Here is a 13,575-nt window from a genome sequence, read left to right as displayed (position 1 = left end):
CCGCCGTCAAGCTTGAACATCGGACCTCCTTGTCGCCCGCGCCAGCCTCGGTGATCCGCACGGCTTCGGCGCCGTGCGAGCCAGCCTAGGGCTATCGCGCAGTCATGTCCACCGTACCTCCGGCGCACTGTACGCACGCTCAAACGCTGGCCAACATTGTTGTGGCAAGTTCGCGCATCTCGACCTTGCGCACCTTGCCGGTAACTGTCATAGGGAACGCGTCGACCACGTGCACGTACTTCGGAATCTTGAAGTGGGTGAGCTTGCCCGACGCGAATTCGCGGAGGCTCTCGGCGGTGAGGATCCCCGCGCCAGGCCGGAGCACGACCCAGGCCATGAGCTCCTCGCCGAGCCGTTGATCTGGCACGCCGATCACCTGGACGTCAGCGATGTCGGGGTGGCGGTAGAGGAACTCCTCGATCTCGCGCGGGTAGATGTTCTCGCCGCCACGAATGACCATGTCTTTCAGCCGTCCGACGATGTTCAGGCGCCCGTTCTCGTCCATGGTCGCGATGTCGCCCGTGTGCATCCAGTTGCCGGCGTCGATCGCCTCAGCGGTCTCGTCAGGTTGCCCCCAGTAGCCGAGCATCACCGAGTAGCCGCGCGTGCACAGCTCCCCCGGCACCCCGACCGGGGCGACGTGGCCGTCTTCGTCGATGATCTTCACCTCGAGGTGCGGCATCACCTTGCCGATCGTCTGGGTCCGCGCGACGAGGTCGTCGGTGACCGAGGTCATCGTCGACACGGGCGAGGTCTCGGTCATGCCGTAGCAAATCGCGACCTCGCTCATGTGCATTTCGGCGATCACCTGCTCCATCACCTCGGCGGGGCACGACGAGCCCGCCATGATGCCCGTGCGGAGGCTCTGGAGGTTGTACTCCGAGAAGTTCTCGAGCCCGAGTTCTGCGATGAACATCGTGGGCACCCCATACAGCGAGGTGCAGCGCTCCTGCTCGACGGCGGCGAGCGTCGTGGCCGCGTCGAACGTCGGCGCAGGCAGCACGATGCAGGCGCCGTGGCTGTGCGCGCCGAGGATGCCCATGACCATGCCGAAGCAGTGGTACAGCGGCACCGGCAGGCAGACGCGGTCGGTGTCCGTGTAGCCGACGCCCTCACCAACGAAGAAGCCGTTGTTGAGGATGTTGTGATGCGTGAGCGTCGCGCCCTTCGGGAACCCGGTCGTGCCCGACGTGTACTGAATGTTGATCGCCTCGTCGAACGTGAGCGGGACCGCCTCCGCGGCGGGCGGATCCTGCTCAGCGTCGGCGAGCGCGGCATCCCACTCCTTCGTACCGATGAACAGCACGTCGGTGAACCCGATCTCGGCGAGCATGCCCGCATAGTCGCTCGAGCGGTACTCGACGGCGCTCACCATCACGGTGATGCCCGACGTGTCCACCGCGTGCTTGAGCTCGTGCGTACGGTAGGCCGGGTTGACGTTCACCAGGATCGCGCCGATCATCGCGGTCGCGTACTGCGTGAACACCCACTCGGCACAGTTCGGCGACCAGATGCCGACCCGGTCGCCCTTCGCGACGCCGCGCTTCGTCAGCGCTGCGGCGAGTCTGGCGCTTTCGCTTCTCAACTCTGAGAAGGTCCACCGCCGCCCCGTGAACGTCTCGACCAGCGCCTCATTGTCAGGAAACCGGCCGGTGATCTCGTCGAGCATCTCGCCGATGGTCTGCCCCTTCAGCGGTGTCATGCTCGTACCCGATGCGTAAGAAATCTGTGCTCCATTGCCCATGACCTCATGATCCCTGGGGCTTCGCGGGGTCGATACCCCCTTTCGCGGGTGAGATTGTGTGTGGTGGACAGGGCTGCTCTCCTTCCCAGGATGCCTAAACGCCAGGCCAAAGGATGAAGGCCAGGACCTCCACATAGGTCCTGGCCTTCTCACCGAGCGGGTGGAAATACCAGTGCTCGGTCGACGCGTAGTCTTCCTCGGCGGAGATTACGCGACGTAGTCGCCAATCAGGGGGCGGTCATGGGTGTACGGCGCGTCAAGGGCGTGCGCGTCGATGCCGAGCCCCTCTGCCGCGGCGCGGATCTCGGCACCGTGTTCTGACGCGATTCGAACAGCCTCAATGTTCTCGATGAGTCGCTCTGGGCGAGTCGCACCGAAGAGGAGTGACGCAACCTGGGGATTGGTCAAACACCACGCAAGCGAGAATTGGGCCGGCGTGATGTCAAGACGCCGTGCTGCCTCGAGGACCTTAGGCACGGTGCCCTTGATCTGCTCGCGGATCTCTCCAACGTCAATGCCGATATGGCGCTCCGGGTTGAGGACGCCTGCCAGGATGCCGCCCTCCATCGTGTCGGAAGCGTGGATACTCATCCCAGTCTGCTCAACAACCTGTCGATACTGCTCCTCGACGACGTTTCTCCGCACAATGGAATACTTCAGCTGGGCAAGAGCCGGGCCCTGCACGCCGTTTGCGGTGGCGTGCTCATGAGCCCGCATCAAGTCCTCGGGAACCCAGTTCAATGCACCCCAGCTACGGGCACGGCCATCGGCAACGATCTCCGTGATCTCATCGACGAGCTTCTCGACGCTCATCCCTGGGCGGGGGTGTTCGATGATCAACGTGTCGACAAACTCCTCATCGATCCGACGCAGCATGCGATTCGCCTGGTCACTGAGCGACTCCTCGGGGTAGGAGAAGTACCAGAGCTTCTCAGCGATCTGGTAGTCGTGCCGTTTTGCCCCGGCCTCACGAATCAGTCGGCTGAAGATGAGCTCCGTGTGAGGGGAATTCCTGTAGTACGCCACGTCGAAGAAGGTCAGTCCGTTGTCGAGGGCCGTTCGGACCAGCTCAACCCCGGCTTCGAAACTGAGCCTTGAATACGTATACCAAGATCCGAGCGACAGGCGCGAAACCTCAACGTCAGTGGTTCCAAGTCGTGCGGTGTTCATAGATTCTCCTTCTCTTCTGTTTTCTGTTGAGCTGCGATGAGCTTGGCGACGAACCGGCGCGTCCGTTCCGACCGCGGGGCGCGAAAGATCTGCGTGGGCGGGCCAGCCTCAACGACCTGACCGCGATCCATCACTACGACGCTGTCGGAAATCTCTTGCGCGAGACTCATCTCATGCGTGACGATCACCATCGTCATTCCCTCGGCGGCGAGGCCGCGAATCACGTCAAGGACCTCGTCCACCAACTCTGGATCGAGCGCGCTCGTTGGCTCATCGAACAGCATGATCTCTGGGCGCATGGCGAGCGCCCGGGCAATCGCTACTCGCTGCTGTTGGCCGCCCGAGAGTTCAGCCGGATAGTGGTTTGCATGTCCAGCAAGGCCAACTCGTTTGAGTTCTTCCAAGGCAAGGGCGCGAGCATCAGCCTGCGGCATGCGGCGAACCTGGGTTGGTCCCTCCATTACATTTTGCAGAGCGGTCATGTGGGGGAAGAGATTGAAGTGCTGGAATACCATCCCGAATGCACGCCGCTGCCTGACGACGTCTTTCTCACGCACTCTCATGAGTTTCCCGCGGACAGTTTCGATTCCAAGCCGTTCGTCTCCATGGCAAATCTCGCCGCCATCGATCTCTTCCAATTGGTTCAGGCAGCGCAACAGCGTTGACTTACCCGAGCCAGACGGCCCAATGATGCTCAGCACCTCGCCCCGGTCCAGCGTTAGATCCACGCCCTGGAGCACAGCAGTGTCGTGGTACTTCTTGATCAGTCCACGGACCGTCACAACGGGGTTGCTCATGCGGGAACCTCCAGGGTCTTCAGTTTGCTGCGGCGCACAAATCCCTTTGAGTAGCGCTTCTCGAGCGCGCTTTGTCCAACCATGGCAATGCTGGTGAGGAGCAGGTACCACAGACAGGCAACGAGCAGCATTGGGATCGTCTGGTAGGTGCGGCCGTAGACAAGCTGCACCGAGGTAAGGAGTTCAGTGAACCCGATGACCGAGACCAGCGAAGTGCTCTTGAACAGCGTGATGAGCTCATTGCTCAGCGGAGGAATGATCACCCGAATGGCCTGTGGCATAATGATGCGTCGCATCGCCTGTGCGCGAGTCATCCCTATCGCACCAGCGGCCTCGTACTGTCCTTTCGAAACCGAGAGAATTCCCGCACGGTAGATCTCACCGACGTACGCTGCTTGGATAAGGGTCAGGCCAATCAGAGCGGCCGAGAACTTGTTAATCACATCATTCGTCTTGACAGAGAAAAACGTCACGTCGGTGAAGGGGATTCCAAAGGTAAACTCCGGCACCAGCGCCCCCATGAAGAAGATGAAGAGCAACACCACGAGTGCAGGGATCGCTCGCATCAACCAGATGAAGGCGGTTCCTGCTGCACGAAACGCGGGATTCTCAGACATACGCAGGAACGCGACCAAGCCACCCGCGATGAGACCTGTGATCGCAGAGAGCACAGTCAGCCAGATGGTGTTCATCACACCGCGCAAGATCTCCGGTTTGAAGAGATACTCGGCCACCACGTTCCATTGCCAGCCAGGCGTCACGATCATGAATCTGGCTATGCCAACGAGCGCCACGGCCCCGACGCCGCCCCAGATCCACCACGAGAGGCGTCGCCTACCGATATCGGGTGTAGTGAGATCGATCTCAATCGGCCCTGTTGGGGCCGGTTGTTCGACTGCAGACATTAGAACTCTGAACCGTTAACGACGATCTCATCGAGTTCAAGCGACTCGCTCCCCCACCGCGCAAGGATCTCGTGGTAGGTCCCGTCGTCATGCATGCTCTGCAGCGAGGCACGCACTGCTTCGACCATTTCAGGCCGATCAACAGAGATTGCGACCCCATAGGGGGCGTACCACATGAGCTCACCCACGAGTTCGAATACTCCGGGAGTTTCGGCGAGGATCACGTTGATCGGCGAGATATCAGACCAGGCGACCTCAGCTTGCTGCGACTGCACCGCAAGCACTGCCGCCTGCACTGTGTCATAGGGCTGGACATCGATCGGCTCATTCCCTGCGTCGATGCAGGTCTTGTTCTCCTCCTCTGCGCGCGTCTGCTGGATTGAGCTAATAGTGACTGCGAGCGAGTGTCCGCAGAGCGCGTCGACGCCGGTGATGTCGGTTGGCGCCGCGGCGTTTCCGATGAGCGCTGTGCCGCCCTTGAGGATGTCGACAAATGACGCCGTCCCTCGCCGCTCGATGAAGTCGCCCGACGCCAGGGCAGCGTCATAGCGGCCTGATTCGACTCCCGGCATCACGCCACCACCCGAGACCTGTTCAATCTTGAGTTCGAGGCCGAGACGGTGCGCGTACTCGGCGGTGAGGTCTGCCACAATGCCGATAATTTCGCTGTTTCCCTCAGGGACGTATTGCAGTGGCGCCACCTGCCCGGAACCTGCAGCAATCCAGACACCGTCCTCGTCCGTGGGGACGAGATCCTTGAGCACGCCAAACTCGCCCGTGGGCTTTCGCAGCTCGGTCGGAAGCGCAAACGCGCTCGTCTCCCCTTCGGCGCTCGCCGCCGGCTTCTCGCTGTCTGCCGCGGTGCAACCGGCAAGCATGAGCGCGGCTACCGCCGCGAGGGATGAGATCTTCAGTGATCGTTTAATAGTCATGGGTTCCTCCTTTGCAGCCCAAGTCAGGCACCTCAAAGTATTCAATCCTTTGACTAATTAGTCAAGACTTTGTTTTGTTATATTTGACTGAGAAGCTCGCCCGCGACAACCCGACGGGCGTCGCTTCCTATACGATCAGGGAAACCCCAGAAAGGTGACGCGATGTGGATTGACGACGCGGGAGCAGAGCGCGAAGATGCGGTTCTCCCGGATTGGTGGTTCACCCACTTCGCTTATGGACAGCTCCCTGAACACTTCCCGGGCGTCGACGCCGAAGCATCACGCCTCGTGATGAGAATGCGTCGAGCCACGGGAACGATTGGCGAATTCGCACGCGCAGAGCACGGCTCGCGCACGGGAGAACTCTCCACCGCAGGGCAACGCATCATGCTCACGCTCGCCCTCTGCGGGCCGCTCACCCAATCGGACATTGCAGGGCTTACCGGCATGAGTAGAGCCGCAGTCTCGTCTGCTGTGCGCACGCTGCTCGCCGACGGGATGATTAGCAGGGAAACTTCCCCGCACGATGGACGAGCAGTCGTGCACACAGCGACCGAGGCGGGCCTGGAAACGTATCAGCGGGTCTTTCTCGAGCGCAACCAACGCGAGTCAAAGCTGCTGCAAGCTCTCACGCCGGACGATCAAAGCCACCTCATGGAGATACTGGAAAAGCTCATGCGCGTCGCTGCCGAAGAAACCGGCCAGGGCATTACCCGCGCCCCAACTGAGCCCGCGCGGTAGCCAAGTCCGCCGTCGCAGCACTGCGCCAGCGTTGGGACTCTACGCGAAGATCCGTGGACTCCCCCTGCCAGCTCCGCACAAAATATAGATCACTTCTACCGCAATACAACTGCGCGACATCGACGGCCCGCTCCAAGCCCTCGACCCAAAAGGGGACGCGGTATCCAGCAAACGCCCCCTACATCTGACGACCACCGCGCCGACGGAACCACCTCGATTACAACCCACATAGCTTCTTCGCCTGGACAGCTTGGCGACGAGAGCGAAGAACCGTTCGGCGGAGCCAGCGTCACACGGCCACCGTACCAAGAAGGATTGCTAAGCAGATTTCAGTCTCGTGGGCGCGCTCGCTCAAAACCTGGGCGTCGACGCCATCGACCGGGATCCCAGTCGCAGCGCTCGGTGCGCCTGCTAACGGACTGAGGTCTCGGGCAGCCCTGGGGACGAACTCGATGATCAGATTAAGGCCGGACACCTCGGGACCACCCCTCGCACAACCGATACGTTTACTCCAGCCCGAACTACGCAAAGTTGTCGACGGTCAGCGATCTGTTGCGCCCGCAGCTCCGGCAGCATCGAGGCTCGGCAGTTCCTGAAGATCTCTCACACCACGCACGCAGCTTGCCCGTCACGAACGGCTGTCTGGACGGACAGCACGCTAACATGCGCTCATCGCCGTGTAACCGCGAGCCGACAGATCCGGTCGCACACCTCATCGAAGCTCAGGCCAGCCGCGGCCGCGGACTGTGGAAACAGGCTGGTGGAGGTAAGGCCCGGCAAGCTATTCGTCTCGATGATCCAGGCCTTGCCATGATCGTCGAGCCTGAAGTCGGTCCTGCTGTAGCCGCTCAGCCTGTGCACGTCATGGGCTTGTACAGCCGCGGTACGAATCGACTGCGCTAGCTCCGTTGGCAATTCGGCGGGAAAGATCTCGGACACGGCATTCGGCTGATACTTGGCCTCATAGGAAAATACCTCCTCGCTGTCCACCATGACCTCTCCCACAGCGAGCGCCATGCCGTCGAAAACGCCGACGGTGAGCTCACGTCCGGCTATGAGCTGCTCGATCATGACGTGACCGTAGCGTGCTGCCTCAGAGATTGCGTTGCCGAGATCGACTGCTTCCCGAACCAGAGTGAGCCCGACAGTCGACCCCTGAGCGCTGGGCTTGACGACGACGGGAAATCCCAGAGATTCCTCCACCGCCATCGCGTCGGCTTCATCCGTCAGCCAGTCCGGCGTAGGGAGGCCTGCGGATCTCAGCAACGTCTTGCTCACAATTTTGTCCATGGCAAGCCCACTGGCGAGTGGCCCTGATCCGGTGTACGGCACCTCGGCAAGATCAAGCAGCGCCTGGATCCGCCCGTCCTCGCCTGATCCGCCATGCAAAGCGAGGAACACGACATCGCAGTCCCGAACTTCGGAGGGGATGCGCACCGGTATCGTTCCTCTGCTCACCAGACCTAGGCCGACATCTGCCGGTGGATTCTCACCCACCTCCCTGATCAAGATTCGCGGTTCGTCGCCCGGCGCGATTGCCCCAAATACGGTGTCGACAGGGAGCACTTGGTGCCCGGATCGTCTCAGCGCTGGAATGACGGCGGCAGCGCTCGCGATAGAAACGTCACGCTCCTCGCCGGTTCCTCCAAACAGAACAGCGACCTTCATGGGCGCCAGTGTACGCCCCCTCGGCATGTAGTGAGGGTGCATCAACGCACTAGCAGTGCCCGCGTGTGCTGTTCACGGGGGCGAAAACGCCCTGTCAAGGTACCCTGGGATCATGTCAACGTCGGCCAGCACTCCTGAGACGCTCGCGCTCCGCGAGCTCCTGGATACGCGCCGGGACGCCTTCCGAGCGCTGCTCGTCAAATATGGCGCAACGAACCCGCGACTGTTCGGCTCTGTGGCCCGTGGAAACGCCTCGCCCGGGAGCGACGTCGATATCCTCGTCGACATGGACGCCAAAGACGGCAACCTTCTGATGCGAGCATCCGGTCTCCTGGAGGAAACGCGTCGGCTCTACGAGCGCGACGACATTGATGTTTTCCCCGCGCAATTGCTGAAAGAACCAATCTCAAAAGCCGCGCTTAAGGAAGCTGTAGTGCTATGAGCCGGAGCACCGCCCAGCGCATCTCAGACATTCGAGAAGCAGCAGCCAGGTGCGCGCAATACGTTGAGTCGCTGGACAGTGCTGACCCAGTTATTGTCGCAATGGCGGAAGACGCCATTGAACGGAATCTTCAAATCATCGGTGAAGCTGCGAACCATCTCCCGACAGGCCTGACTGAAGCCCATTCCCACATTGCGTGGCCGCAAATACGTGGTCTCCGGAACATTCTCGTCCACCAATACTTTGGCGTCGACACCGACACCGTTCGCGAGGTCGTAGAACGGTACCTGCCTCCCGTCATCGCCGCGTTTGAGCTCGCCAGAGACGAGCTGGAATAGGCCTGGGCAACCCAAGGAGCGCCCGCAGCGCTGGTCACTTCACCACCCCATTGCAATTTGTATTACTGCCGTAATACAGTGGCGCATGATGGGCATACGCCCGCCTGGGGAAGGACCACCGCATGCACCGCAACGACGTCAAAGCCGAGGCCGCGCTCCGCGCGACCGGCCTCTCGAAGCGCTTCGACGATTTCCAGGCCGTCTCCGACGTCACGTTCGACGTGCGCCGCGGGCGCGCATTCGGGCTGCTTGGGCCAAACGGCTCGGGCAAGACGACGATCGTGCGGCTGCTCAACGGGGTGCTCGCCCCGACAGCGGGCAGCGTCGAGCTCTTTGGCGAACCTCTCACGCAGGAGTCCGGCGACAGCCTGCGGCAGCGCATCGGCGTGCAGACCGACACCAACCTCTACGAGACGCTCACGGTGCATAAGAACCTGAAGATCTGGGGCGAACTCTACGGGGTGCCGAAGGCGAAGCTGCCCGGCCGCATCGCCGAGCTGCTCGAGGTGTTGGGCCTCGCGGACCGGGCCGGCTCGCTCGCCGGCACCCTGAGCAAGGGCATGCGGCAGAAGGTCGCGGTCGGCCGCGCGATCATCCACGAGCCCGAGCTCTTGTTTCTCGACGAGCCGACGGCGGGCCTCGACCCCGAAGCCTCGCTTGAGCTCATCGACTACCTCAAGCAGATGATCGCCTCGGGCAAGACGACCCTCGTCATCTGCACCCACCAGCTGCACGGACTCGAGGAGCTCTGCGAGGACGCGGGCTTTCTCATGCACGGCGAGATGGTCGCGCGAGGACAGATCACCGATCTGATCAGCGACCGTTGGCCCGGGCGGCGCGTCACCGTCAGCCTCGGCGATTCCGGACCCACGGGGAGCGCCGCGGCCGCACTCGTCGCCCGCGCAGTGCCGGGCGGCGAAGCCGCTGTCTCCCCAGCTGGATCCCTCGCCCTCGCCCTCGCGGACGACGCCGCCGTCGAGGCCGCGGTCGCCGCTCTCGCGGCTGGCGGCGCGGCCATCCGCGCCGTCGTGCCAGACACCCCAACGCTCGGAGACCTCTACTTCGACGTCATCACGAAGCAGCGGGAGGACGCGCGATGAACGGCCGCAGAATTCTCACGATCGCACGCAAGGATCTCAGCGAGGTGCTCCGCAACAAGCAGGCGCTCGCGCCGCTCCTTGTCGTCCCGATCCTCTTCGCGGCGGTGTTTCCCGCCGCGATTGCGCTGCTCGGCAGGAGCCCGATCCTGACGGCGTCGATCAACGGCCTCGACGCGTTCCTCGAGAACATTCCGGCCGGCGTGCTCCCACCCGATCTCGACACCGGAGGGATCGTCGTCTACGCCGCCCTCACGTACTTCATGGCGCCGATGTTCCTCCTGATCCCGGTGATGGTCGCCTCCGTGGTCGCGAGTTCGAGCTTTGTCGGAGAGAAGGAGCGCCGCACGCTCGAGGGCCTGCTCTACACCCCGGTCACGAACCGGGAGCTGGTGCTCGGCAAGGTGCTCGCCTCGCTCGTGCCGGCCGTCGTCATCACCTGGGGATCGTTCGCCATCTACACGATCATCGCGAACGTGCTCGGCAACCCGGTCGTCGGCCGGGCGTTCTTCCCCAACCTCACGTGGCTCATCGTCGTCTTCCTACTCGTGCCAGTCATCGCGTTTCTCGCGATCACGCTCATCGTCGCGGTGTCGGGTCGCTCAACGACGGTGCAGGGGGCGCAAGGGATCTCGGTACTCGTGCTGCTGCCCGTGCTCGCGCTTGTCGTCGGGCAGGCGACGGGCCTCATGCTGTTCGACGCCCCCGTCGCCCTCATCGCGGTCGTTGCCATCGCCGCGATCGACGTCGCGGTGTTCCTCGCTGTTGCGCAGACCTTCCAGCGCGAGCGCCTCATCACCAAACTGACGTAGCGCGCTCAGATTGACTCTACGACAGTCGCGCGGACGCGGTGCACCATCGCATCCAGCCGCGCCACGCGATCGACTGAGTGGGACAATATATCGGTACAAGACTTACGGATTGGAGCGCGAGTGTCCATCTCAGCAAGCGAAGCACGCCGGTCCCTCTTCCCACTGATCGAACAGGTCAACGCTGACCGCGAGGCCGTGGAGATCGTTTCCCGCAGGGGCAACGCCGTCCTCATGCCCGCCGATGAGTACGCGGCGTGGCAGGAAACCGCCTACCTGTTCCGCTCCCCCACAAACGCCCGCAGGCTGCTCGACTCTTTTGAGCGTGTGACAGCAGGCCACACTGAGAATCACGAGCTCGACCGGGGCGAGTAAGTGCAGCTGGCGTGGGACGCGTCTGCCTGGGAGGACTACGTCTACTGGCAGACGACCGACCGGCGCATACTCAAGCGCGTCAATACACTGATCGACACCTGTCTCCGGACGCCATGTGACGGGATCGGCAAGCCCGAACAGCTGAAATACGGCGCGCAGGGGGCGTGGTCACGGCGCATCACTTCCGAGCATCGTCTCGTCTATCTCGTGGCCCACGATCAGGTGGTCATCTTGCAGGCGAGGTACCACTACTAGGGTGAGCGCGCGATGCGCCAAGCGAGACGGCCTCGCCGCGCCAAACGCAGCGCCGGCCCCGGCGCCGCAGTGAGCGTGCGTTACGGTTCGAGGAGCGCAGCGAGGTTCGCCAACGACGACGTGAGTCCTGCGGCGTGGTCGCGCGCACGAACCCCGGACGGGACATTGCGCGCGACGATCTCCACGTCCGCCCCTTCTGCGGTGCTTCGAACCGTCCACTCCATTCGCATGGTGCCCTGAAACGCGGGATCGTCTGACTCGAAGTCCACCTCGTGAACCACGCGCTCCCCGGGAACGAGTTGCGCGATATGCACCTCGGACACGTCCGCGTCCGCCGATGTTTTCCCGGGTGCGCCTCCTGCATCCTCATAGGTGAGCACGAGGCGAAACGAGCCGCCCTCGCGCATATCGAACCGTTCAAATCGTCCGTGCATACCCTTGGGCGGGAGCCAGGCTGCCAGCGCGTCCCGATCGGTGAGCGCCGCGAAGACGGTCGCGGCGTCGTCGTGGATGAGGAGGCTCGCGCGGTCTGTTCTGCTCATGCCATCACCCTAGGCGCAATTTGTTTCAAAAAGCAGACCCCCAATGCCCTCAAGACCGCATCGCCCCCTACGCGAGCGACAGGAACAGCTTCTCAAGCTCTTCGGGCTCGTCGCCTCCCATCCCCGGCTGGCCGCCACCAGGTTGCCGTCTCGTGCTCACGACCCCACGGTCGTTATTCTCGTCGCCCACGACTCTGATCCCGTTCGCACGCTCGCCTTCTCAGTCCCCACTGGGACCGCGCTGCCAGTAGTGCGACGCTAAATCTGCTCCACCTGCAATTGCGAGAAAAGCCACGCTACCCCACGCCAGAAGTGAACATTAGTGATATATTCGACAAGCAAAAGTTGAATAAATATCGTGGTACTACCCTGCCGCCGCAGCCGCCACCCGCACCGAGGGTCACTGCTCGATCGCAGAGCCACTGCCCGCCGCTGGTGCTCCTCCAAATAGCCCCAACGCAGGCAACTCCACTGTATGGCGGGAGGTTAAGTAGCAACACGATCACTCACCGAGCTTCACCCTTCCCCTCGACGGAGCGGCAGCACTTCGGCAGGGCGGCAAACCTCAGCGAGGAGGGTACGGAATCCACCATGGACACTAACCGCAGGCCCCTCATCAGCTTCTGCTGCGTGAACACCGCCAGGTCGAGCATCGTCAGTCGCAGCAAGCATGAACACTGGCATCACCCGCCTGCGCCCTCACGGCAGCCCCTTGGCCTGCCCCACTATGCCCTCTTCACTATTGAACCGTCGCCGGAAATGGTTCTGGACACGAGCTCATTCGGAAGAAGGAGGTGACCATTGTGAATCGCGTCCAGTTTGCCTACTTTAAGGCTTGGCTGATGCTGTCCATGGGGCTCGGAGCCGTGATTCTCGTGTTCGTCGGCGGCGGACCACGAAATTATCCGACCGCGATGCTTTTCGTTCCCCTGGGCCTGTTGATCTTTGGGCTCTACTTCTGCTGGGAGGCATGGGCGTTCAAGAAACAGGACGATGATGGCTCTAAATAGGTCCGAGAGGGCCCCCAGCATCGCCCGGGACACAATCACTCTCATCTCCAAGGGGACGCCGCTGGGGCCTCGACTAGTGATTCTGTCGGCCATTGGAATCGTCACCCTGTCAATCATCAACTCAGTCAGCTCAATCGTGTTTATGCACGAGTACATCGACTGGATGTTGGCTTTGAAGGGATTCAATCGAGACAGTGCTCCAATCGGCGAGATTCCTGGCATTCAGATCTCGCTGTGGATTCGCGCACTGTTCTCAGTTGCACTCATCGCGAGCATCACCCAATTCGGAAGACTGATAGCAGTCAAGAGGCCGGCAAACGGGTGGGTTCTAGGTTTTGTGGGCGCCATTGCCTGCATCGGGTATGCGATGCTCGCGACCACAGGCGGACCCATCTGGTCAATCGTCATTCGCCTTGTTCAATCGGGCCTTGGACTCCTCGTCCTCGTTGCGCTGGGTCAGCGCTCCACCCGCCACTGGTTCACGACAGCTCAAGAACTTCAGTCGAACACACAGGATGCTGAAACCCGTTAGAACAGTGTCGGACTTGGGTCATGCGCATCCTGCACACCCCACCCGATTCAGAACGCACCCACAGACGACAACCCCACTCCCGACCTCCACAGTGAAGCGGCTAGACCGTGAGGCTATTGCGCTGTTGACCGCCGGGTACTTGCGAGCCGGACGACTTCGGGCGCCTAGCAAGCTACCCAGAAGCTCCTCGCCGGAATACCCCACCTGCTGCGCCACCT

The 13,575-nt window shown here is 62.0% G+C and carries 16 protein-coding genes; 9 read left to right on the top strand and 7 right to left on the bottom strand.

Annotated features, from left to right (window positions below):
- Nucleotides 1-139: 139 nt before the first annotated feature.
- The 5 genes from BJ960_RS06305 to BJ960_RS06285 all read right to left on the bottom strand — a co-directional run bounded on the left by BJ960_RS06305 (nucleotide 140) and on the right by BJ960_RS06285 (nucleotide 5,548).
- Entirely contained in the window at nucleotides 140-1,702 is a 1,563-nt protein-coding gene (locus BJ960_RS06305) for an AMP-binding protein (RefSeq protein WP_272928805.1), read from the bottom strand.
- A gap of 249 nt (nucleotides 1,703-1,951) precedes the next feature.
- Nucleotides 1,952-2,914, bottom strand: coding sequence for an aldo/keto reductase (locus BJ960_RS06300; RefSeq protein ID WP_185986667.1), 963 nt, complete (start codon nucleotides 2,912-2,914; stop codon nucleotides 1,952-1,954).
- A complete protein-coding gene (locus BJ960_RS06295) occupies nucleotides 2,911-3,711 on the bottom strand; it encodes an amino acid ABC transporter ATP-binding protein (RefSeq protein ID WP_185986666.1) in 801 nt (266 codons plus the stop codon). Before BJ960_RS06295 ends, BJ960_RS06300 begins: the two co-directional genes overlap by 4 nt.
- Nucleotides 3,708-4,616 (bottom strand): amino acid ABC transporter permease, encoded by a 909-nt coding sequence (locus BJ960_RS06290; RefSeq protein WP_185986665.1) that lies wholly within the window; start codon nucleotides 4,614-4,616, stop codon nucleotides 3,708-3,710. Before BJ960_RS06290 ends, BJ960_RS06295 begins: the two co-directional genes overlap by 4 nt.
- Nucleotides 4,616-5,548 carry a transporter substrate-binding domain-containing protein gene (locus tag BJ960_RS06285; protein ID WP_185986664.1) on the bottom strand — a complete coding sequence of 311 codons (933 nt, stop codon included), beginning with the start codon at nucleotides 5,546-5,548 and terminating at the stop codon, nucleotides 4,616-4,618. The genes BJ960_RS06290 and BJ960_RS06285 overlap by 1 nt, the downstream gene beginning before the upstream one ends.
- Nucleotides 5,549-5,710: 162 nt before the next feature.
- Here BJ960_RS06285 and BJ960_RS06280 point away from each other — a divergent pair, with 162 nt between their 5' ends.
- The gene (locus tag BJ960_RS06280; protein ID WP_185986663.1) at nucleotides 5,711-6,289 is read left to right on the top strand and encodes a MarR family winged helix-turn-helix transcriptional regulator; all 579 of its coding nucleotides are present in this window, start codon (nucleotides 5,711-5,713) and stop codon (nucleotides 6,287-6,289) included.
- 669 nt (nucleotides 6,290-6,958) lie between these two features.
- Here the strand turns inward: BJ960_RS06280 and BJ960_RS06275 are convergent.
- A complete protein-coding gene (locus tag BJ960_RS06275; protein WP_185986662.1) occupies nucleotides 6,959-7,957 on the bottom strand; it encodes a D-alanine--D-alanine ligase family protein in 999 nt (332 codons plus the stop codon).
- Nucleotides 7,958-8,069: 112 nt separating this feature from the next.
- On the opposite strand from BJ960_RS06275, the gene BJ960_RS06270 reads away from it, so the two are divergent.
- From BJ960_RS06270 to BJ960_RS06245, 6 genes are all read left to right on the top strand, one after another.
- Entirely contained in the window at nucleotides 8,070-8,399 is a 330-nt protein-coding gene (locus BJ960_RS06270; protein WP_185986661.1) for a nucleotidyltransferase family protein, read from the top strand.
- Nucleotides 8,396-8,737: a HepT-like ribonuclease domain-containing protein gene (locus BJ960_RS06265; protein ID WP_185986660.1), complete on the top strand. Its 342-nt coding sequence runs from the start codon at nucleotides 8,396-8,398 to the stop codon at nucleotides 8,735-8,737. Before BJ960_RS06270 ends, BJ960_RS06265 begins: the two co-directional genes overlap by 4 nt.
- A 122-nt stretch (nucleotides 8,738-8,859) precedes the next feature.
- Nucleotides 8,860-9,837 carry an ABC transporter ATP-binding protein gene (locus tag BJ960_RS06260; RefSeq protein WP_185986659.1) on the top strand — a complete coding sequence of 326 codons (978 nt, stop codon included), beginning with the start codon at nucleotides 8,860-8,862 and terminating at the stop codon, nucleotides 9,835-9,837.
- Entirely contained in the window at nucleotides 9,834-10,646 is an 813-nt protein-coding gene (locus BJ960_RS06255; protein ID WP_185986658.1) for an ABC transporter permease subunit, read from the top strand. Before BJ960_RS06260 ends, BJ960_RS06255 begins: the two co-directional genes overlap by 4 nt.
- A 120-nt stretch (nucleotides 10,647-10,766) precedes the next feature.
- Nucleotides 10,767-11,018: a type II toxin-antitoxin system Phd/YefM family antitoxin gene (locus BJ960_RS06250; RefSeq protein WP_121077113.1), complete on the top strand. Its 252-nt coding sequence runs from the start codon at nucleotides 10,767-10,769 to the stop codon at nucleotides 11,016-11,018.
- Nucleotides 11,019-11,273, top strand: coding sequence for a Txe/YoeB family addiction module toxin (locus BJ960_RS06245; protein WP_185986657.1), 255 nt, complete (start codon nucleotides 11,019-11,021; stop codon nucleotides 11,271-11,273).
- An 80-nt stretch (nucleotides 11,274-11,353) separates the two neighbouring features.
- Here the strand turns inward: BJ960_RS06245 and BJ960_RS06240 are convergent, their stop codons facing one another.
- Entirely contained in the window at nucleotides 11,354-11,815 is a 462-nt protein-coding gene (locus BJ960_RS06240; RefSeq protein ID WP_185986656.1) for an SRPBCC domain-containing protein, read from the bottom strand.
- Between the two features lie 803 nt (nucleotides 11,816-12,618).
- Between BJ960_RS06240 and BJ960_RS06235 the strand changes: the two genes are divergently transcribed.
- On the top strand, nucleotides 12,619-12,825 hold the full coding sequence (locus tag BJ960_RS06235; protein WP_185986655.1) for a hypothetical protein: 207 nt from the start codon (nucleotides 12,619-12,621) through the stop codon (nucleotides 12,823-12,825).
- Nucleotides 12,826-12,967: 142 nt separating this feature from the next.
- Entirely contained in the window at nucleotides 12,968-13,357 is a 390-nt protein-coding gene (locus BJ960_RS06230) for a hypothetical protein (RefSeq protein ID WP_185986654.1), read from the top strand.
- The last annotated feature ends 218 nt before the right edge of the window (nucleotides 13,358-13,575 follow it).

The organism is Leucobacter aridicollis (assembly GCF_013409595.1).
GTDB lineage: Bacteria > Actinomycetota > Actinomycetes > Actinomycetales > Microbacteriaceae > Leucobacter > Leucobacter aridicollis.
The sequence above is the reverse complement of the archived record's forward strand: the minus strand, read 5'-3'. Positions and strand labels throughout refer to the sequence as shown.

Coding starts and splice junctions, on each gene's coding strand:
- BJ960_RS06305 (WP_272928805.1), bottom strand. CDS start 1,702: ATGACACCGCTGAAGGGGCAGACCATCGGCGAGATGCTCGACGAGATC.
- BJ960_RS06300 (WP_185986667.1), bottom strand. CDS start 2,914: ATGAACACCGCACGACTTGGAACCACTGACGTTGAGGTTTCGCGCCTG.
- BJ960_RS06295 (WP_185986666.1), bottom strand. CDS start 3,711: ATGAGCAACCCCGTTGTGACGGTCCGTGGACTGATCAAGAAGTACCAC.
- BJ960_RS06290 (WP_185986665.1), bottom strand. CDS start 4,616: ATGTCTGCAGTCGAACAACCGGCCCCAACAGGGCCGATTGAGATCGAT.
- BJ960_RS06285 (WP_185986664.1), bottom strand. CDS start 5,548: ATGACTATTAAACGATCACTGAAGATCTCATCCCTCGCGGCGGTAGCC.
- BJ960_RS06280 (WP_185986663.1), top strand. CDS start 5,711: ATGTGGATTGACGACGCGGGAGCAGAGCGCGAAGATGCGGTTCTCCCG.
- BJ960_RS06275 (WP_185986662.1), bottom strand. CDS start 7,957: ATGAAGGTCGCTGTTCTGTTTGGAGGAACCGGCGAGGAGCGTGACGTT.
- BJ960_RS06270 (WP_185986661.1), top strand. CDS start 8,070: ATGTCAACGTCGGCCAGCACTCCTGAGACGCTCGCGCTCCGCGAGCTC.
- BJ960_RS06265 (WP_185986660.1), top strand. CDS start 8,396: ATGAGCCGGAGCACCGCCCAGCGCATCTCAGACATTCGAGAAGCAGCA.
- BJ960_RS06260 (WP_185986659.1), top strand. CDS start 8,860: ATGCACCGCAACGACGTCAAAGCCGAGGCCGCGCTCCGCGCGACCGGC.
- BJ960_RS06255 (WP_185986658.1), top strand. CDS start 9,834: ATGAACGGCCGCAGAATTCTCACGATCGCACGCAAGGATCTCAGCGAG.
- BJ960_RS06240 (WP_185986656.1), bottom strand. CDS start 11,815: ATGAGCAGAACAGACCGCGCGAGCCTCCTCATCCACGACGACGCCGCG.
- BJ960_RS06230 (WP_185986654.1), top strand. CDS start 12,968: ATGCACGAGTACATCGACTGGATGTTGGCTTTGAAGGGATTCAATCGA.